At 39.6% G+C, this 19448-nt stretch carries 19 protein-coding genes; 17 read left to right on the top strand and 2 right to left on the bottom strand.

Annotation, left to right across the window (positions count from 1 at the left end; translation table 11 throughout):
* The first annotated feature begins 1 nt into the window (after position 1).
* Both HUW48_RS08150 and HUW48_RS08145 read left to right on the top strand, forming a co-directional pair.
* Positions 2-433, top strand: a complete 432-nt coding sequence (locus HUW48_RS08150) for a SufE family protein (protein WP_182415206.1) — start codon at positions 2-4, stop codon at positions 431-433.
* The gene (locus HUW48_RS08145; protein ID WP_182415205.1) at positions 430-741 is read left to right on the top strand and encodes a metal-sulfur cluster assembly factor; all 312 of its coding nucleotides are present in this window, start codon (positions 430-432) and stop codon (positions 739-741) included. Before HUW48_RS08150 ends, HUW48_RS08145 begins: the two co-directional genes overlap by 4 nt.
* Positions 742-807: 66 nt before the next feature.
* Here HUW48_RS08145 and HUW48_RS08140 read toward each other — a convergent pair whose 3' ends face one another.
* Positions 808-1287 carry an NADPH-dependent FMN reductase gene (locus tag HUW48_RS08140; RefSeq protein WP_262891524.1) on the bottom strand — a complete coding sequence of 160 codons (480 nt, stop codon included), beginning with the start codon at positions 1285-1287 and terminating at the stop codon, positions 808-810.
* Between the two features lie 386 nt (positions 1288-1673).
* Between HUW48_RS08140 and HUW48_RS08135 the strand changes: the two genes are divergently transcribed.
* The 10 genes from HUW48_RS08135 to HUW48_RS08090 all read left to right on the top strand — a co-directional run bounded on the left by HUW48_RS08135 (position 1674) and on the right by HUW48_RS08090 (position 10835).
* Positions 1674-2294 (top strand): TetR/AcrR family transcriptional regulator, encoded by a 621-nt coding sequence (locus HUW48_RS08135; RefSeq protein ID WP_182415204.1) that lies wholly within the window; start codon positions 1674-1676, stop codon positions 2292-2294.
* Positions 2295-2314: 20 nt separating this feature from the next.
* Positions 2315-3583, top strand: a complete 1269-nt coding sequence (locus HUW48_RS08130) for a TolC family protein (RefSeq protein ID WP_182415203.1) — start codon at positions 2315-2317, stop codon at positions 3581-3583.
* An 11-nt stretch (positions 3584-3594) separates the two neighbouring features.
* Positions 3595-4539 carry an HlyD family secretion protein gene (locus tag HUW48_RS08125; RefSeq protein ID WP_182415202.1) on the top strand — a complete coding sequence of 315 codons (945 nt, stop codon included), beginning with the start codon at positions 3595-3597 and terminating at the stop codon, positions 4537-4539.
* A complete protein-coding gene (locus tag HUW48_RS08120) occupies positions 4536-5462 on the top strand; it encodes an ABC transporter ATP-binding protein (RefSeq protein ID WP_182415201.1) in 927 nt (308 codons plus the stop codon). Before HUW48_RS08125 ends, HUW48_RS08120 begins: the two co-directional genes overlap by 4 nt.
* Before the next feature lie 11 nt (positions 5463-5473).
* Positions 5474-6217, top strand: coding sequence for an ABC transporter ATP-binding protein (locus tag HUW48_RS08115; RefSeq protein ID WP_182415200.1), 744 nt, complete (start codon positions 5474-5476; stop codon positions 6215-6217).
* A 378-nt stretch (positions 6218-6595) separates the two neighbouring features.
* The gene (locus HUW48_RS08110) at positions 6596-7744 is read left to right on the top strand and encodes an ABC transporter permease (protein ID WP_182415199.1); all 1149 of its coding nucleotides are present in this window, start codon (positions 6596-6598) and stop codon (positions 7742-7744) included.
* Complete coding sequence (locus HUW48_RS08105) at positions 7741-8859, top strand: ABC transporter permease (RefSeq protein WP_182415198.1); 1119 nt, start codon at positions 7741-7743, stop codon at positions 8857-8859. The genes HUW48_RS08110 and HUW48_RS08105 overlap by 4 nt, the downstream gene beginning before the upstream one ends.
* 200 nt (positions 8860-9059) lie before the next feature.
* A complete protein-coding gene (locus tag HUW48_RS08100) occupies positions 9060-9284 on the top strand; it encodes a CDGSH iron-sulfur domain-containing protein (protein WP_182415197.1) in 225 nt (74 codons plus the stop codon).
* 128 nt (positions 9285-9412) lie between these two features.
* On the top strand, positions 9413-10237 hold the full coding sequence (locus HUW48_RS08095) for an MOSC domain-containing protein (RefSeq protein ID WP_246343782.1): 825 nt from the start codon (positions 9413-9415) through the stop codon (positions 10235-10237).
* 70 nt (positions 10238-10307) lie between these two features.
* Complete coding sequence (locus HUW48_RS08090) at positions 10308-10835, top strand: GNAT family N-acetyltransferase (RefSeq protein ID WP_182415196.1); 528 nt, start codon at positions 10308-10310, stop codon at positions 10833-10835.
* On the opposite strand, the gene HUW48_RS08085 is transcribed toward HUW48_RS08090, so the two are convergent.
* Entirely contained in the window at positions 10832-11287 is a 456-nt protein-coding gene (locus HUW48_RS08085) for a DUF2062 domain-containing protein (RefSeq protein ID WP_262891497.1), read from the bottom strand. The two genes, HUW48_RS08090 and HUW48_RS08085, sit on opposite strands and share 4 nt — an antisense overlap.
* Positions 11288-11826: 539 nt before the next feature.
* On the opposite strand from HUW48_RS08085, the gene HUW48_RS08080 reads away from it, so the two are divergent.
* The 5 genes from HUW48_RS08080 to HUW48_RS08060 all read left to right on the top strand — a co-directional run bounded on the left by HUW48_RS08080 (position 11827) and on the right by HUW48_RS08060 (position 19421).
* Entirely contained in the window at positions 11827-13770 is a 1944-nt protein-coding gene (locus tag HUW48_RS08080) for a DUF2339 domain-containing protein (protein WP_182415194.1), read from the top strand.
* 99 nt (positions 13771-13869) lie between these two features.
* Positions 13870-14595, top strand: a complete 726-nt coding sequence (locus HUW48_RS08075) for a peptidylprolyl isomerase (RefSeq protein WP_182415193.1) — start codon at positions 13870-13872, stop codon at positions 14593-14595.
* A gap of 664 nt (positions 14596-15259) precedes the next feature.
* Positions 15260-17605, top strand: a complete 2346-nt coding sequence (locus HUW48_RS27470; protein WP_182415192.1) for an InlB B-repeat-containing protein — start codon at positions 15260-15262, stop codon at positions 17603-17605.
* A 384-nt stretch (positions 17606-17989) separates the two neighbouring features.
* Positions 17990-18571 (top strand): RNA polymerase sigma-70 factor, encoded by a 582-nt coding sequence (locus HUW48_RS08065; protein WP_182415191.1) that lies wholly within the window; start codon positions 17990-17992, stop codon positions 18569-18571.
* Between the two features lie 118 nt (positions 18572-18689).
* Positions 18690-19421 (top strand): head GIN domain-containing protein, encoded by a 732-nt coding sequence (locus HUW48_RS08060; protein WP_182415190.1) that lies wholly within the window; start codon positions 18690-18692, stop codon positions 19419-19421.
* The last annotated feature ends 27 nt before the right edge of the window (positions 19422-19448 follow it).

Below are 19448 nucleotides of genomic sequence, written 5' to 3'. Positions count from 1 at the left end.
TATGACGATAGAAGAACGGCAGGACCAGATTATAGAGGACTTTGAGTTGTTTGATGACTGGATGGATAAATACGAGTATATTATTCAGTTAGGGAAAGACCTGCCTCTTATTGACGATAAATATAAAACTGACGAAAACCTGATTAAAGGTTGCCAGTCGAAAGTTTGGCTGCACGCTGATTATGAAAACGGTAAATTAGTTTTCTCGGCGGATAGCGATGCCATTATTACTAAAGGTTTAGTGAGTATGGTGGTACAGGTATTATCCGGACATACGCCTCAGGAAATTTCCGAAGCCAATATGTATTTTATTAACAAAATTGGTTTACAAAACCACCTCTCTCCTACCCGTTCCAATGGATTATTATCCATGCTAAAGCAAATAAAACTGTACGCTCTGGCGTACCAAACCCAAGCTCTGAATCCATCATGAATCCTTCGGAATTAAGAGACAAAGTAGAAGAAGTTTTACGGACAGTACACGACCCGGAAATTCCGGTGAATATTTACGAGTTGGGTTTGGTGTACGAGATTAAAATTGAAGAAGGTTCTAAAGTTAGAGTTACCATGACCTTAACGGCTCCAGCTTGTCCTGCGGCCGGCGATATAATCTTCGAAACTCAGAGTAAATTAGAAGCAATTGAGGGAGTAACAGATGCCTACGTGCTTCTTACCTTTGACCCACCCTGGACTCGTGATATGATGAGCGAAGAAGCCAAATTAGAACTGGGTTTCTTATAGGATAAGCTCTTAAATGGTAAATTAATTAGTCGGGTGTAGTTTTAACTACACCTTTTTTATTGAAATCTAAGTCGAGTTAAGATTTAGCCTGCATTTTTTCTCTCGCCTCATACACCACTTAAGTTCCTGCAGAAAAGTTTGAGTTCTTTTTTCTGTACCAGCTACATCACCAGGAATTCTGTTTTCATCAAAGGATTCCTGCACTTGGGGCACCTGGTAGCGAGCCGGCACTACCCAAACGCCTTTCTTCCACAAAGAGAAAATAAGCGACGGATAAACCAAAACACCACCAAACGGGCCAATAGAAACCGTTACAATACCTGTGGGTTTTCGCTTCCATTCTTCCGATAATAAATCAATTACATTTTTTAAACTGGCCGGAAATCCACCGTTATATTCAGGCGTTATTACCACTATTCCATCGGCTTTTTTCATGCGGGTGGCAAATTCTAAAATTTGGGGCGCAGGATTGACCATAAAACGTAGCCGTTCTTCAAAAATAGGAAATTTATAATCCTGCAAGTCAATTAAGTCAGCGGTAACAATATTGTTTTCTTCGATATACTACTTAAAGTTAAGCCCCACCCGGTGGCTATTTCGTCCGGTACGTACGCTGCTGGAAAGAATGGCTATATGCATAAAAGTCCGTGAATTAAGTTATAGGTGTTACTTTATAACCAACAGATTTCCCTTTGTTCTAATAATATAGAGAAAAGAAATTTTCTGAATCAAATAAACCTGCTTGCTGAATATTTTAAAAATTGAGGTTTCTTACCGGTGATTTATGAAGAGATATATCTAAGCTTTACGTAATTCGATATCTTCATTTACCTTAACAAATAGATATTTATCAAATAGTTATAAATATTTTAGTTAAGTCTTTTTTAATTCAGATTAAGATTCTACATTTGTTAACCAAATGGTTAAATTTAATGGTTAAAAAAGAAAAAGATCAAACTACTGAGCAGCGCATTTTACAAGCAGCTAAAACGGTTTTTATTCATAAGGGTATGGCAGGGGCTAGAATGCAGGATATTGCCGATGAAGCCGGTATTAACAAAGCTATGCTGCATTATTACTTTCGAAGTAAAGAAAAATTGTTTGAAGTTATCTTCCGGGAAGCTGTAGGCAGATTTTTGCCAAAGCTTAACGCCATTATTGCCATGGATTGTAACTTGTTCGAGAAGATTCAGATCTTCTGTCGGGAATACATTAATGTACTTTCAGAAAATCCTTATATCCCTTTATTCGTGGTAAATGAAGCAAATAAGCAATCACACGATTTTCTAAGTACTATGATGGGCAATCAAAAACCAAATCTGCACGCCTTGATTAACCAGATTGAAGAAGAAGTGAAACAAGGAATTATTAACCCCATCAGCCCGGCTCAGCTTTTACTAAATATGATGTCGATGTGTATTTTTCCTTTCCTAGGTCGTCCGATCTGGAATTTTCTTTCGGGAATGGATGAATTGCAGTTTAATTTTTTAATGCACCAGCGGAAAGAAGAAGTCGCCGACTTTATTATTAATTCCATAAAAAAACAGAAATAACAACTTTAACAATTTTTGTTATGAAATTAACTAATTGGTTAAACATTTTGGTTATTTTATTATTTACTAGCATCACCTACGTACGGGCTCAGACAATTACTTTAGAACTAATTCAGCAAAAAGCCCGTGAACACTATCCTCTTACTAAGCAAAAAAACTTAATTCAGGAAAGTAATGCGTTGCTGCAGCAAAACATAAATAGAAACTACCTACCCCAACTAATTTTTACGGGTCAGGCTAGCTACCAATCGGAGGTAACTAGTATTAACTCCCCTATTCCTGGCCTGGACATAGAAGCACCCACTAAAGACCAATACCGGATTCTGGCTGATGTATCACAATCCTTGTACGATGGAGGTTTAAGAAGAACCCGGTTACTGGTTCAGCAACTGAATAGCGAAACCGAAAGTCAACGCCTGGAAGTAGAATTATATAAGCTGCGGGAACAAGTGAATCAACTTTATTTTGCCATTATTTTATTAGAAGAACAGACCAAACAGGCAGCCCTATTTCAGAAAGATTTAACCATTGGTATTAAAAGAACCCAGGCACAAGTGGCAAACGGCGTTACTTTTAAATCTAACCTGAATGTGTTACAAGCCGAACACCTGAAAGCGGGCCAAAGAATAGTTGAACTGCAAAATACCCGCTCGGGCTTTTTACAAGCGTTAAGTTTATTAACCGGCGAATCCTTAGATCAGAATACAAAATTAAACAAGCCCGTTCCTATTATTTCATCCACTCCGGAAATTCGCCGACCCGAACTCAGTTTGTATAATAAACAAATGCAAATATGGGAAGCGCAGAAAAAATTAATAGATGTTGCCTTACGCCCCGGAATCAGCTTTTTTGGTCAAGGAGGTTACGGTAGACCCGGCCTGAATTTACTAAAAAATGAGTTCGATTACTTTTATCTTACCGGACTTCGATTTACCTGGCGCTTGAATGGTTGGTACACCAGCCGAAATGAAAAAAAGATTTTAGACATAAACAAAAACACGGCTAGTCTGCAACAAGAAGTATTTCTCCTGAATGTAAACCTGCAGCTTACCCGCGAACGGGCCGAAATTCAAAAACTGGAAGAATTGGTTCGCAGTGACCAGGAAATAATAGCCCTTCGGGAAAGCGTAAAAAAAGCAGCTCAGGCCCAATTAGAAAATGCTGTTATAACTGCTAACGATTTTTTACGGGAAGTAAACGCCGAGGACCAGGCCCGGCAAGCTTTAATTATTCACCAGGTGCAGCTCCTGCAATCGCAACTAAACTATCAAACTATTTCAGGCAATTAACTAATCGCAAAATGAAAAAGCTAAAAATACTAGTGCTATCCTTAAGTAGTTTACTTTCCTGCCATTCGGGAGAGGACATACATGATGCTTCAGGCACTTTTGAAGCCGATGAAGTGATTGTCTCGGCAGAACTTGGGGGTGAAATAGATTCTTTGAACATTCAGGAAGGACAAATTTTACCTGCCGGGAAAATTGTAGGAGTAATAGATGCTGAAAACCTAAAACTGCAGAAAGAACAAGCCGAGGCAAGTTTAAATGCATTAGCGGTAAGAACCACTGACGTGCAGCCACAAGTATTGCTCTTAAAAGACCAGCTGGCCGTTCAGCAAGTGCAGCTAAAATCGTTATTACGAGAAAAACAACGGACCGAAAATTTAGTAAAACTGGATGCTGCTACCGGCAAGCAACTCGATGATATAAACACGCAAATTGAAGTAACGGAACGCCAAATCCAGGTTATTCAGCAGCAGATTAAAGTGCAGCAAAACGAAGTAGCCACCCGGAACCGGACAATTTTGAGTGAAAGAGAACCGATGCAAAAACTTATTGCGCAATTGGGCAGTCAACTAAATAAAGCGCAGGTTCGCAACCCCATTTCCGGTACGGTTCTTACTAAATACGCCATGACCGGCGAAGTAACCGCTCCCGGCAAAGCCTTATACAAAATTGCTGATTTATCTACCCTCACGCTGCGGGCCTACATTACCGGCGACCAGTTAACGCAAGTTAAAATTAGACAGGTTGTAACAGTATTGGTAGACAATGGCCAGGAGGAATACATAAAATTACCCGGTACTATAACCTGGGTGGCCAGCAAAGCCGAATTCACTCCTAAAACCATTCAAACCAAAGATCAACGGGCCAATTTAGTTTACGCGGTAAAAATAAAAGTTAAAAATAATGGCTTTCTGAAAATCGGAATGTACGGTGAAGTAGCTTTAAATCAAGCCTCATGAAAACAATAACCGTCGATAATCTGGTTAAAACTTATAAAACCAGTAAACAAAGCGTTGAAGCTCTGAAAGGAGTTTCTCTGGCGGTAAATTCCGGGGAGCTATTTGGCTTAATTGGTCCGGATGGAGCTGGTAAGACTACGCTCATTCGTATTCTGGTAACTCTTTTGGTAGCTGATTCAGGATCCGCTTGGGTGGATGAACTTGAGGTAGTAAAGGATTATAAAATCATCCGGCAGCGGGTAGGTTATATGCCCGGTACGTTTTCTTTATACCAGGATTTAACCGTGCAGGAAAACCTTGACTTTTTTGCTACCGTTTTCGAAACTTTCATCGAAGAAAATTACGATTTAGTAAAAGATATTTATATTCAGATTGAGCCTTTCAAAAATCGGAGAGCGGGCAAACTTTCTGGCGGTATGAAGCAAAAATTGGCTTTATGCTGCGCTTTAATTCATAAACCTACCGTCCTCTTTTTAGATGAACCTACCACTGGGGTTGACGCCGTATCCCGGAAAGAATTCTGGGATATGTTGGCCAATTTAAAGCAGCAAGGCATTACCACCCTGGTATCTACTCCTTACATGGACGAAGCTTCTATGTGCGATCGGGTAGCCTTAATTCAGGAAGGAACCATTCTGGCAATTGATACTCCGCAAACCATAAATCAACAATTCAATAACCCTTTATTAGCCGTTGCTTCTACCCATATGTTTCCATTATTAAATGACCTGAAAACTTACGATCAGGCAACTGCCACTTATCCATTCGGCGAATACCACCACGTAGTAATGCAACCCGGTTACGATCCCATTCGGTTGGAAAAATACCTGCAAGATAAAAAGCATTCGGGGCTGGAAATAAAAGTTGTTTCGCCCACCATTGAAGATTCTTTCATCCAGCTAATGTCTAAAAACAGAAGTTAAATTCTTTTCCGATGAATAACGCTAGCATTATTTGTGAAAATTTAAGTAAAACCTTCGGCAACTTTAAAGCAGTGGATAATATTTCTTTTGAAGTTGAAAAAGGTGAAATTTTTGGTTTTTTGGGCGCTAATGGAGCGGGTAAAACTACGGCCATCCGCATGTTTTGTGGCTTGTCTAAACCTACTTCCGGAAAAGCATCGGTAGCTGGTTTTGATGTATTTACCCAAACGGAGCAGATAAAAAAGAACATTGGCTACATGAGTCAAAAATTTTCTTTGTACGCCGATCTTACGGTAAAAGAAAACATTTATTTGTACGCCGGTATTTACGGCAAATCCGACCAATTTATTAAAGAAAAAAGCCAGGTTGTACTGCAGAAATTAAAATTAGAAAAAGAAGCCGATCAACTGGTAGGTTCCCTGCCCTTAGGCTGGAAACAAAAACTGGCTTTCTCGGTGGCTATTTTTCACGAGCCGCAAATAGTTTTTCTGGATGAACCTACCGGCGGTGTAGACCCAATTACCCGCCGCGAATTCTGGCAAATGATTTACGAAGCCGCCGAACGGGGAATTACGGTTTTTGTTACTACCCACTACATGGACGAAGCCGAATACTGCAACCGGGTTTCGATAATGGTAGATGGCCGGGTAGAAGCCTTAGGCAAACCCAAAGAACTAAAAACCCAGTTTACAGCTGCCAATATGGGCGAAGTATTTCTAAAACTCGCCCGCCAGGCTAAGCGCTCTGGTGAGTAATTACTATCTACTGCCCCTCCTAAGTTTATTAAGGAAGCATTTTAAAGAAATTTTAAAACAAGGGCAGTTTACAAAGTAAAGTAGCAGAACAGTAGTTATTAGCAACAATTATCAGTTTGGCTATGGAGGTCCTTTTAGCGTTCAGGTGTTGCAAAACGGCATGGCGTAATGGAGGCAAGGAAGAGAGAAAAGAGAGAAAATAGAAATAATTGCATTTCCTCACCTGTTTTTAGCTTGTCGTAGGAGGAGGAGTGAGATAAACGAGATTCGCCGGCTAGGAGGCAAACTTGGCCAGATGAATTGTATTAGCACCTTAAACTGGAGACTTATAAAGTCTCGGACTAAAAATAGGATAGCCTTTTATTACTTCAAAAGTTCATGAAAAATCATTCTAAAAACGGTAAGCAAAAAGCCAAAAGAAGTCAACAATTCTACTCGCTGGTAAAAAAAGAATTCTTCCATATTTTCCGCGACCCTAAAACCTTGATTATTCTTTTGGGAATGCCGGTGGTGCAAATTATCATTTTTGGTTTTGCCTTAACCAACGAAGTAAAAAATTCCCGCATGGGCGTATTGGATCAGGCTCAGGATGCTAGTACCCAAGCTTTAATATCCCAGATAGACGCCAGCCAGTATTTTGAAATAACCCGATATTTGAATTCTTACTCCGAAATTGAACAGGAATTTAGAACAGGTACCATAAAACTTGCCTTGGTTCTGCCGCAAAATTTTGATGCCGACTTACAGCATTTTAACAAAGCCCAGGCACAGTTGATTGCCGACGCATCTGACCCTAACGTAGCCAACACATTAATCAACTATGCTTCGGCCATAATCCTAGATTTTCAGGAACGCATAACGGCTAACAGCAGCTTACCATATACTATTCACACCGAAACCCGCATGTTGTACAACCCACAATTGCAAGGTGCTTATAGTTTTGTGCCTGGGGTAATGGCCATGGTACTCATGCTGGTTTGCACCATGATGACTGCCATAACCATAGTGCGGGAAAAAGAACTGGGCACAATGGAAATACTTTTAGTTTCTCCGGTGAAGCCGCTTAAAATTATAATAGCCAAAGCAGTACCTTATTTGCTTTTATCCATGCTCAACATTGCCAGCATTTTGCTTTTGAGCGTGTTTGTACTGCAAGTGCCCATTAATGGCAGTTTGCTTCTTCTTTCGGCGGCCAGTATTTTATTTACCATTACCAGTTTATCCCTGGGCTTACTTATTTCCACTGCCACAGACTCGCAGCAAACAGCTATGTTTATTTCTTTAACGGGTTTGTTTTTGCCCACCGTTATGCTGAGCGGATTTATGTTTCCGATAGAAAATATGCCTTTGCCGCTGCAGGTTATTTCTAATTTGGTACCCGCTAAATGGTTTTACGATATTGTTAAAGCCGTTATGATTAAAGGGGCAGGATGGCAGGTAATCTGGCAAGAAACCTTGGTATTAACAGGCATGACTATAGTCTTTATGGGCTTAAGTATCAAAAATTTTAAAATCCGGTTATCATGAGAACCCTAAAGTTTTTGCTGCAAAAGGAATTTCGGCAAATATTCCGGAACAAAGCTATTCTGCGCATTATATTCGTGATGCCCCTAATGCAATTACTGGTTTTGCCCTGGGCCGCAGATTACGAAATGAAAAACATCCGCTTAACCATAGTAGACCACGATCATTCCCTTGGTTCGCAGCAGTTAATTAACAAAATTAATTCTTCCGGTTACTTTTTACTTTATGCCTATTCCCCATCGTATCAGCAGGCAGTTACTACCCTTGACCAGGATCAGGCAGATATTATTTTAGAAATCCCTAATGGCTTTGAAAGAGACATGGTTAAAGAAAACGAAACAACTACTTTAATTGCAGTAAACGCTATAAATGGTATGAAAGCAGGTTTAGGCAATGCTTACCTGCAAAGTGTTATCCGCGACTACAATAACCAAGTCCGCACCGAGTGGATTCAGCCAGCCCGTTTTTCCCCTCAAAAGGTTATAGAGGTAACGGCATCTAACTGGTATAATCCCCTACAAAATTACAAAGATTTTATGGTGCCTGGCATTTTAGTAGTGCTGGTAACAATGGTTGGTTCTTTTCTGGCCTCCTTAAACATTGTAAAAGAAAAAGAAATAGGTACCATTGAGCAAATTAACGTAACGCCGGTAAAAAAATATCATTTCATTCTGGCTAAACTTCTTCCTTTTTGGGTTCTGGGGCTTTTCGTGCTAAGTTTAGGATTGCTCATTGCCTGGTTGTTTTACGGCATTGTACCGGTTGGTAACTTGGTGGTTTTATATGTGTACGCGGCCGTTTATCTGCTGGCTGTTTTGGGTTTGGGCTTACTGCTTTCTACTTATTCCGAAAATCAGCAACAAGCCATGCTGCTTTCTTTTTTTCTGATAATGGTTTTTATTTTAATGAGCGGCTTATATACCTCCATTGAAAGTATGCCCCTTTGGGCACAGTATTTAACTAAAATTAACCCGGTATCTTACTTTATTCAGGTAATCCGGATAGTGATTTTAAAAGGCAGCAGCCTGGCAGATATTTCCCAGCAATTAGTAATTACCGCTGGATTTGCCTTATTACTTAATGCCTGGGCCATTCTGAATTACAAGAAACGCAGCTAATTACTATCAAATTACTTTTAGTAAGTTAAATACAAGAGAAGGATTTATAAATGTAGCTTGTAAAAAACTGCCAAAGTATAATTTTTACTAGCCGCTACCAGACAAATATCCGTTGATAAACCATAAATTTTTAAAGCCATAATCCGTAAGCCTACGTTATTAGGCTTATCTTTGTCCGGATTTAACTCTATAGCTTATTTATGAAAACCCGTATTACTGTAAACAGCAATGGTTCTTTAAAAGTACAAGGCGACGATTTCGAGATTGTAGACGCACAAGGCAATGTATATGATTTAGGCGGCCGCGAAATAGTTTCTATTTGCCGTTGTGGTTTATCGAGCAATAAACCTTTTTGCGATGGTTCGCACAAAGGCCATTTCGAACATGTTTCCGAAGCCTTTGCCTTACCTCCCCGCAAAGTTTAAGGCGGGTAGGTTGCAGGTAAAGCCTAATTTTTAAACCATTTATAAAACTACCTGCCAATCAATTGTAAAGTTTTAAATAGGTAAAAGTTTATACGCTAAGCTTCTGACTTTTTTCTGATTTTTAGTAAATGGCTTCTTCGCTGATTTTATCTGATATTTATATTTACCCAATTAAGTCGTTGGGGGGAGTACGCGTAAATGAGGCCATTGTAGAACCGCAAGGCCTGCAATACGACCGACGTTGGTTACTGGTAGATGATACCAATACCTTTTTAACGCAACGGGTATTTCCCAAAATGGCTTTGCTGCAGGTACAACTATTGCCAACTGGATTATTGGTTACGCATAAACAGCAAGTTGCCGAAAGTTTGTTTGTGCCATTCGACTCCAACAATTACCTGAATACTCCTTTAACTGTTACCATCTGGGATGATACGGTATCTGCCGTAGAAGTTAGCCAGGAGGCGAATGCCTGGTTTAGCCAAATGTTGCAAATAAATTGCCGGTTGGTGTTTATGCCTCCTAATGCGCATCGCCCCGTTGATATGAATTATGCTTTTAATAACGAGCCCGTCAGTTTTGCCGATGCTTATCCTTTTTTATTAATTGGCCAGGAGTCATTAAAAGACTTAAATAATCGTTTGCCGGAACCCTTACCCATGAATCGCTTCCGGCCTAATTTGGTATTTTCGGGTGGTGAACCTTTTGTAGAAGATACGTGGCGGGAATTTACAATTGGTCACCAAAATTTTGCGGCTGTTAAGCCCTGTTCGCGTTGCGTTTTAACCACCGTAAATCAGGACACTGCCGAAAAAGGTACCGAACCCCTCCGCACTTTGGCTACCTACCGTACTAAAAACAACAAAGTAATGTTCGGCCAAAATGTACTGCCAAGGTCGGTTGGTAATTTTCTGCAAACCGGTAGTCCTATTTCAATTCAGTCTTACCGGTAAAAATTTACTAAAAAGAATAAATTCAGCCCGAACTTAATTTTTTCAAATTAATTGACTGCTCTATTTTCTTATGTCTGCTGCTACTTCTGCTAAATCAAATAATACGATTATCCGGACAGCTTTTAATCCAGACGACATTCCGGTTATTGCAACTTTGGCGGAACAAACCTGGGCACCTACGTATCAAAATATTTTATCGGCAGAGCAATTAAACTTTATGTTTCAGGAGATTTATAATCCCGAGGCGTTAAAGCAGCAAATGGAAGCGGGTCAGCAATTTTTACTTTTGTTCCAGGATCAGGCACCAGCCGGATTTGCCTCCTACTCAGCTTTACCTGATAATAGTTTTAAGTTAAATAAATTATACGTTTCCCCGGCGTTTCACGGGTATGGCTTGGGTCGTTTACTTATTAATGCGGTAGAGGAAGCGGTAAAACACGTTAGCGGTACTACCTTGTTGCTAAATGTAAACCGGAACAATCCGGCCAGGAGTTTTTACGAGAAATGCGGGTATACCATAGCCTACGAAGAAGATATTCCGATTGGCCCTTATTTTATGAACGATTACGTGATGCAAAAAAAGCTGGCAGTAACTTAAGGTTGTTCTTTTGACGCCGGCATGCGTTGAAGTAATTTTCGTACAACCGGCAATAAAAGCACGTAACAAAAAAAAGTAAGTGGTCCGGCCAGTACCAACCACAACAACACTCCCGCCAGGTTAGCTAACCAAATAGTTTTTAAAGCAACAAGCCAGTCGCGCTGAAATAAGTCGGTTATTTGGCTTAAACTCAGTTTAAAAGTGGTTAAAGGAAAAACTTTTAAACCTACTTCAATAAAAGGAATGTACAAGATTAGATGCAGCGGACTAATTAAGTAACAAATTAAAAGTAAGGCGGGCAAATTCAGCTTAAATCGCAAAGCCAAAATGGTGCACACAAAAGAAGTTATGCCAAACAAGGGCATCAATCCTATAACTACCCCCAACGCACCCGTAATAGCTAACTTTTGGGGCGTAATTCCCATGGTAAGCAGTTTTTTAAAAGGATGCACTACCTTCCTTTTAAAATAAGAAGGTTTGGAATGAGGTGTAAGCAAAAGAAATATATTTAAGGTACGCGCTTCAGGAATAGGAATTCGGGTAAGGATTTAAATTAACCAGCACTGCACCTATTCGTTCGCAAATTTATGATATTTAGGCACTTTCCATTATAAAACATTATTTATTATAGCTCTTTGTTTTTGCTATTCGAGAAGAAGCTGCAAATCTGATATGGTTTTGGTTATTCTAGTCGCTTGTTACGCTATAAAGTAAAAAATGCCGGAATAACGGATTTATAATCGGGTAACTTTCTTACAAAACGGCGTATCCAATCATTTAGTAAAGCGTTACAAAGTCTATTTAGAAATAATCGTATATTTCATCTGATACGGAGAATATTCTTTCTTTTCTTTTGGAATTTCTTCCTTTTTGCCATTATACTATTTAGAAAACACTTTAGTAATTAGATAAACGGGAGCTTAACCGGGCAGAAAGATTTAGCTTTAACATTATCTGTTTACTAATTAAACATTATCAGGAATACGTTTGCATGGAGGCTATATACTTTTTTAGCTTATTGGTTGTTTTATTAATAGTGGGCTTGTTGGTGTGGCTGCTTCTAATTAAAATGCGGGAAATAAGTTCGGAGTTGCGGCAATTACGGCAAGACATCACTAAAATTAGGCATTCTCCGGTTATTACTTCCCAATCCGATCCGGCGGTATTTATTACCCAAGATGAATTTGCCTTACCCGTTCAGGCCGCAGCACCTAACCGAAGTTTGCTTAGTAGCGAGGTTAAAAAACAACCAAGTAAGCGACCCGGCTTTTTTGAACGTAACCCTGATTTAGAAAAATTTATTGGCGAGAACCTGATAAATAAATTAGGCATTGCCGTGCTGGTTTTAGGAATTGGTTACTTTGTTAAGTTTGCTATTGACCAAAATTGGATTAATGCCTGGGGCCGGGTGCTGATTGGCTTTAGCTGCGGTGCTGCCTTATTGGGTTTAGCCCATCATTTACGGAAGCAATATGCGGCTTTTAGCTCGGTATTAGTAGGCGGTGGTTTAGCCGTACTCTATTTTACCATTGCCTTAGCCTTTCACGAATATCAACTGTTTTCTCAAGCCATAGCATTTATACTAATGGTAGCCGTTACCGGGTTTTCGGTGTTTATGTCCATTACCTACGATCGTCAGGAATTAGCGGTACTTGCTCTTTTAGGTGGATTTGCCTCTCCTCTTTTAGCGAGTTCGGGAGGTAACAATTACTTGGTATTATTCATTTATATTTTAATTTTAAATATCGGCATGCTGATTCTGGCCTACTTTAAAAAATGGCCGGTTATTACATTCATTTCTTATGTAGCCACGATAATCTTATTTGCGGGTTGGCTGGTAGCCAAAGCAATGGGCGAGCCGCAAGCTCCTTATTTAGGCGGGTTTATATTTGCGATGCTGTTTTACCTCGTATTCTTCGCCATGACGGTAGTGTATAACCTGAAGCAACAGCAACCATTTAATTTTCTGGAAATAAGTATATTACTGAGTAACACCATTTTTTTCTATTTGTGCGGATTGTACTTACTTAATCAATTAGCTGTTGGTACGTATTTAGGTCTTTTTTCGGGCGTAATGGCCTTTGTTAATGGGTTAGTCTTTTGGCAATTAAAACAACAGCTTAATGATGATCCTAAACTTAGGCTCCTGCTTGGTGGCTTGGGAGGCATGCTTTTGTACCTGGCTATTCTGTTCGAACTTACTTATAAGTTGAGTAGTACCACTATTGAAATGCGCGCTATTAAATACCTGATCATAGCCAGTTACCATTATTTATTTGCCATTCTTATTTTTCGGTTTTTACCCGCTGGTACGGCAACCCGCTGGCCTTTGCGAGAGATACTATTAGGTTTAAGCTTCGGATCGTATATTCTGCTGGTACAGCCCATCGTAGAAGATGCCCGGAATGCTTATTTACTACAACCAAGTGGCAGTATTCTACCTTTTGTGCTGCATTACCTTGCCTTGTTTTTGTTACTGGCACTGCTTTATTATGCGTTTACTTACTACCGCCAGGCAATTGGCTTACGTACCAAACGAATGAATAACTTTTTATGGTTTGGCTGTAGTGCCTTGGTGTATTTGGTTAGTATTGAAGCCGATCATGTTTTAGCTTTAATTCAATATAAGTCCGGTCAAAACTTAAAAAATTTGCTGCAACAGCAACATAAAATATACTTCCCTATTTTGTGGGGTTTGGCTTCTTTTGGATTTATGCTGTTGGGCATGCGCTATAAATTAAAAACTTTACGGCTCGTTTCATTAAGTTTATTTTTTATCACTTTACTAAAATTGTTTTTGTTCGATATTCAGAACATATCGGCGGGTGGCCGTATTGCGGCATTTATTTCTTTGGGGGTTTTATTATTGATTGTTTCTTTTTTGTATCAGAAATTAAAAATTCTTTTGCTGGACGACACACCGCCGGAGAAGTAAAAAGAATTTTGACTCTGGTAGCTAAAAAGAATTATTTTAATAGCCAAAGCTTAACGCTTATCTTTACTTCCCCTTAACGTATTTACTTTTTCTATTTTTATGAAAGTACTCCGGTTTCGTATTTGCGCGCTAAGCATATTAAGTGGCTTATTTTTAATCGCTTGTTCCGGCAAATCCAATCGTGCTGATTTAGGTACCTACGAAACACTAACGGATGCCAACGTAACCGAAGTACTTACTAAATTCGGGAAAGAGAATCCGGAAACTTTAGTAACCATTAGTACCAGCATGGGCAAAATTAAGGTACGCTTGTACGAGGATACGCCTCTGCATCGGGCTAATTTTGTGCGATTAGCCAAAATGGGTTTTTACGATAATACTATTTTCTATAGGGTACTCCGCGATTTTATGATTCAGGGAGGCGATACCCGCGAACGCAAAATTAAAAAAGATAAATACGGAGTCCCGAGCGAAGTAAAACCGAATCATTTTCATAAACGTGGTGCTTTGGCTATGGCGCGTTACGACGATGAATTTAACCCGAAGCGGCTTTCTTCGTCGCATAATTTTTACTTAGTGCAGGGAGTAGTTCATAACCAGGAAAGCCTCAACGATATAGCTTTAGATAAAAAAATCACCTTTTCCCCGGAGCAAATAAAAACCTATACTACTATCGGCGGCGTTCCTTCCCTAGATACAAAATACACGGTTTTTGGCGAGGTAGTAGAAGGATTAGAAGTAATGGATAAGATTGCCAAAGTACCTGTAGATCCCAACGATTTCCCCGTGCAAGACATTTTTATGACCGTGGAAGTAGAAGAGTAATATGTAATAACCAATATCAGTTCGGTAAGAATTTACTAAATTTTCATTTAGTAAATCAACCCAGTCACACTCATTACTGTTTATTGTACTCAATGTGTGAGTTACGTTTTAGCAAAGTAGAGTTTCGTATTTTAAGCAATAAAGAAGAAGTCTTTTTGCTTTTATTTACCGCAGATGTATATTATTAATTTTGAATACACTCCTGGAACCAGTATTTTATACTTTATAAATAAGGTGAATAAAAACATCCTTATTTTTAATGCGAGCCGCCTGGATTATTTACTATTTCTGAACCATTCACGAACAAATTCTATTTTAATCAAAACTGCCGGTTAGCCTTCACGAGAAAACTGCTAATATACTTTCAGTAAATAGTTATAATCTTTTGAAGATGGGATTTATAATTAGGAGCTAAAATTAGAATAGCTTAATACAAGTTTTTAGGCCTCTTCAAACAAAATAAGGAATCCGGATCCAGGTAACATCAAAATCATTCGCAGCTGAATCCTTTGATTTCTCCCTATATTTTAGTATAATCATTCTAATAATTAATATAAATACTAAATTTACTTTTCTCTGGCAGAATTTTATGAAATGCAGGCATGGTTTGGCCTACTCATTTCCCTTTTTCTGTTGCACGAAAAATTTAAAAGGTAACTACTTTATGAAGTATAAAATTATTCTTTTGCAGGTTCTTTTACTTTCCCTGTGCTGCTTACCTGTTTGGGCTCAGGTAGATGCAGATAGTGCCTTTCGTCATGCAACAACTCAGACCAAAGTAATGCTGCAGGAAATTACCAAAGCTCAAACTCCTCAGCATCCGGAATTAGTATCTCCCCGAACATTAAATTCAGAAAAAGAACTTAAACTTATTTCTTCCCGGGATTGGACGAGTGGTTTCTTTCCAGGTAATTTATGGTTTTTGTATGAATATACTCAGGATTCTTACTGGCTGAATCAGGCAAAAGCTTTTACTTCTCAGCTTGCGTCAGAGCAATTTAATACCGAAACCCACGATGTAGGTTTTAAAGTTTATTGCAGTTATGGCGCGGGCTATCGTTTAACTCAAGATACCGCTTATCGTTCGGTTATTATTCAAGCGGCAAAATCATTAGCTACCCGCTTTAGTCCCAAGGTGGGTTGCATTCAATCCTGGAAAGCTACGCGGAAGTGGCCTTTTCCGGTTATTATTGATAACATGATGAACCTGGAATTGCTATTTGCCGCTACCCGCTTAACCGGAGATTCTACTTATTATAATATTGCTAAGAGCCACGCAGATACTACCCTGAAGAATCATTTTCGAGCGGATTACAGTTCCTGGCACGTTGTCGATTACGACCCTGTGACCGGAAAAGTTCGCCAGAAAAACACCCATCAAGGCGCCAACGACTCTTCGGCCTGGGCTCGGGGGCAAGCCTGGGGACTGTACGGCTATACCATGTGCTATCGCGAAACCAAGAACCGCGCCTACTTAACCCACGCCGAAAACATAGCATCTTTTATCTTAAACCATCCAAATTTACCCGCCGATTTAGTGCCTTACTGGGATTTTAATGCGCCTCTAATTCCGAATGAACCCCGCGATGCTTCCGCTGCCGCAGTAATGGCCTCGGCTTTGTATGAACTGAGCACGTATAGCAAGAATAATAAAAAGTACCGTGCTGCCGCCGATAAAATAGTAAATAGCCTGGCAAATTTGTATGCTTCACCGAAGGGCGAGAACCGGGGTTTTATTTTATTGCACAGCACCGGCCACAAACCCGGCAACTCCGAAATTGACGTACCCTTGATTTATGCCGATTATTATTACCTCGAAGCTTTGTTGCGCCAGAAAGAAATTAATGTTGCCCCTAAATTATCTGTAGTTAATAACAAATCCGTTATTGTAGGCCGCAAGTTACGCTTTACTGTTTCTGCAAATGATGCCAATCCGAAGCAGATTCAGAATTATTCTTTAATAAATGCGCCAGCGGGAGCGTACATCCAACCAGCCACCGGTGTTTTTAATTGGACCCCCTCTAAGGAAGGAACCTATACTTTTTTTGTAAAAGCGTCGGATAACGGTACGCCCGTTTTAACGGATCAGGTGCCGGTAGTGGTAAAAGTTACGCCAGTTCCTTATTATAATTTACAGATTGCCGTTACCGGTTCCGGTTCGGTTACCAGAGAGCCTATGCAGGATAGTTATGCCCATGGAACCAAAGTTACTTTAAACGCCGTACCGGCACCGGGTTATAAATTTGTAGGCTGGAGTGGAGATGCTCTAGGTAAAAATACTTTGCTTTCCCTTACTATGACCAATAGGAAGCAAGTGGTAGCCAATTTTGTTTTACAACCCAACCAGGATGTAGCTAAACTAAACCTGATTAATACAAATACCAAGGAAGTAATAACTACTCTTACTGAAGGCATTATTTTAAACTTAGCGGCTTTACCCAGTTCCAATTTAAACGTGGAAGCAGTACTTAACCCAACTACCGTTAAGAGCGTTACTTTTGAGCTTTCCGGAGAACAAAACCGCAGCCAAACCGAATCAAAAGCTCCTTATTTTTTATTTGGCGATGTGGATGGTAATCCTATTGCCTGGGTTCCGGCCAAAGGCAAATACACTTTAAAAGTTACTCCTTACTCAGAAGCCAATGGTGAAGGAAATGCCAGAGAACCTTTAACCATTTACTTTACGGTAATTGATAAACCTTTAAGTGAATCCGAAAGAGTGGCATATTTGGCCGAACAGTCGAATAAGAATATAATAAATTTATTTGCCTATCCTACTCCTACCTCTGATGGTCATTTCAAGGTTTTCTTGCCTGCTCCACTTCGGGGTAACTTTACGTATACTCTAATCTCAGCAGTAGGAAGTACATTAACTAGCGGCGAGAAAAATGCTGCTCACTCCGCCATTGCTACGTTTGATTTTTCTCGCCACATGTCATCGGCCGGAATTTATTATTTACGTCTGGAGAATGCCACTACTACCAGCTATATTAAGCTAATTCGCCATTAATATTCAATTGGAATAAGGTAAATGTATTTGCTGTTATTATAGCATCTGTGAAAGGTAGGTAAGGTAGCTATTAACATTTAACAACCGTTTGGTCCTGAAGCACCTCGCAGAATAATATCTTTATGACCAGATTTAGTAATACCCATTAGTATTTAGAGGTTCCCTATTAAAATGAAGGATAAACTATTGTGGAATAAACCTGGAAGGTTGTGAAAACCTGCCGGATTTTGAATATAGAAGCTGCTTTTTACTATTTGGTATAAATTGCTGCCATACATCCCGTAAATTCATGCATTTAGTAAGTTTACTGCAATTTTAATTTACTTTTTTATCCTACTTTACCCCAGAAATAACATACTTTTGCGGTAGTACTCTACTTGCTTCATGATCGCAGAAAATACCGGTGGTAAGATTTTGTCAATGTTTCCTTCCCTTTCGCCGGAAGAGAAGGTAGAGTGGCTGTTCCGGAAATATTACGCGGGTTTGTGCCGCAGCCTTTACCGCACATTACGCGATGCTAACTTTGCCGAAGATATTGTGCAGGAGGTTTTCCTGAAGGTTTGGGAAATGCGCGAAAGTTTAAAAATGGACGAAGCTATTCAATCGTATTTATATCGTTCCTGTTACAATACCGCCCTTAATTTCCTAAAAACCCAAAAAGCTAAAACTGATATTGATACATTAGCGGATATTATGCCGGGTAGTGAAACTGCCGAAAAACAGGTAACCTTACTCGAAACGGAAGCGCAGGTATTGCTAGCTATTGATGCCTTACCGCCTAAAACCAAACTGGTATTTTCGATGAGCCGTTTCGAAGAATTGAGCTACAAAGAAATTGCCGAACGTCTTGATATTTCCCTCAAATCCGTTGAAAAACACATGGGTATTGCCTTGCAGCGTTTGCGCGAAAACCTGAAAGAATACCTCGTAGGGCTGCTTTTATTTATTCTCACCGATTTTTTTTAATTTTTTTTCTAAACCAAGGTAGGGTAAGGACTACTTTAATTGTTTTATAGAAGAAGACCACAGGCGCCCTTCTTCCTTTAAACAATTAAAATCTAAACAATCCTTAAATCTTACTTTGATGAAATCTTATTTAGTTAAAAATGTAAGCAAAGCTTGTATTGCTATATCCACTGCTTTTTTGTTAACCTCCTGCGAAGATGAATTTTTGCGGGGCCGTGGCGATGTTGTATCCCGTACCCGTCCTGTTACTAATTATAATGCCGTGAGTGCCGGTGGCGAATTTGAAATTTTCTTAACGCAAGGTCCTAGTAAAGATTTGTTGCTCGAAGGTCAGGAAAATGTTTTATCGGAGTTGTCTACTGAAGTTCGGAACAATAAGCTGATTATTAAATACGATAAGAAACACGTAAAAACCAGCCGGCCCGTTCGCATTTACATTACCACGCCGCAATTAATCGAACTTTCGGTTTCTGGGGCAAACTCCGTTAGAAGCCTTACCGAATGGCAAGTAAATGATTTTGATTTGGAAGCTTCCGGTAACACCGATATTCATTTAACTTTAAAAGGTGCCCAGTCCATTGATACAGAATTATCCGGCTCGGCAGATGTAGAAATAAACGGCGATGCGGTTTACCACGACATTGATATTTCGGGTTCCGGTAATGTAAAAGCTTTTGACTTAATTACCAAAGAAGCGGATATTTCGGTGAGCGGTTCCGGTAAATGCGAATTAAGCGTGAGCGACCGTTTAAAAGCAACTCTCAGCGGTTCCGGCCGGGTACGTTACAAAGGTAACCCTACCGTTAGTACCAAAATTTCCGGTAGCGGCAGTGTATCGCAAGTAGATTAAATTATTTTCGTAACTTTTAAAATAAAA

Origin of the sequence: Adhaeribacter radiodurans (assembly GCF_014075995.1) — a bacterium.
Lineage (GTDB): Bacteria > Bacteroidota > Bacteroidia > Cytophagales > Hymenobacteraceae > Adhaeribacter > Adhaeribacter radiodurans.
Note: the sequence above shows the minus strand (reverse complement) of the source record. Positions and strands in the feature narration are given on the sequence as shown.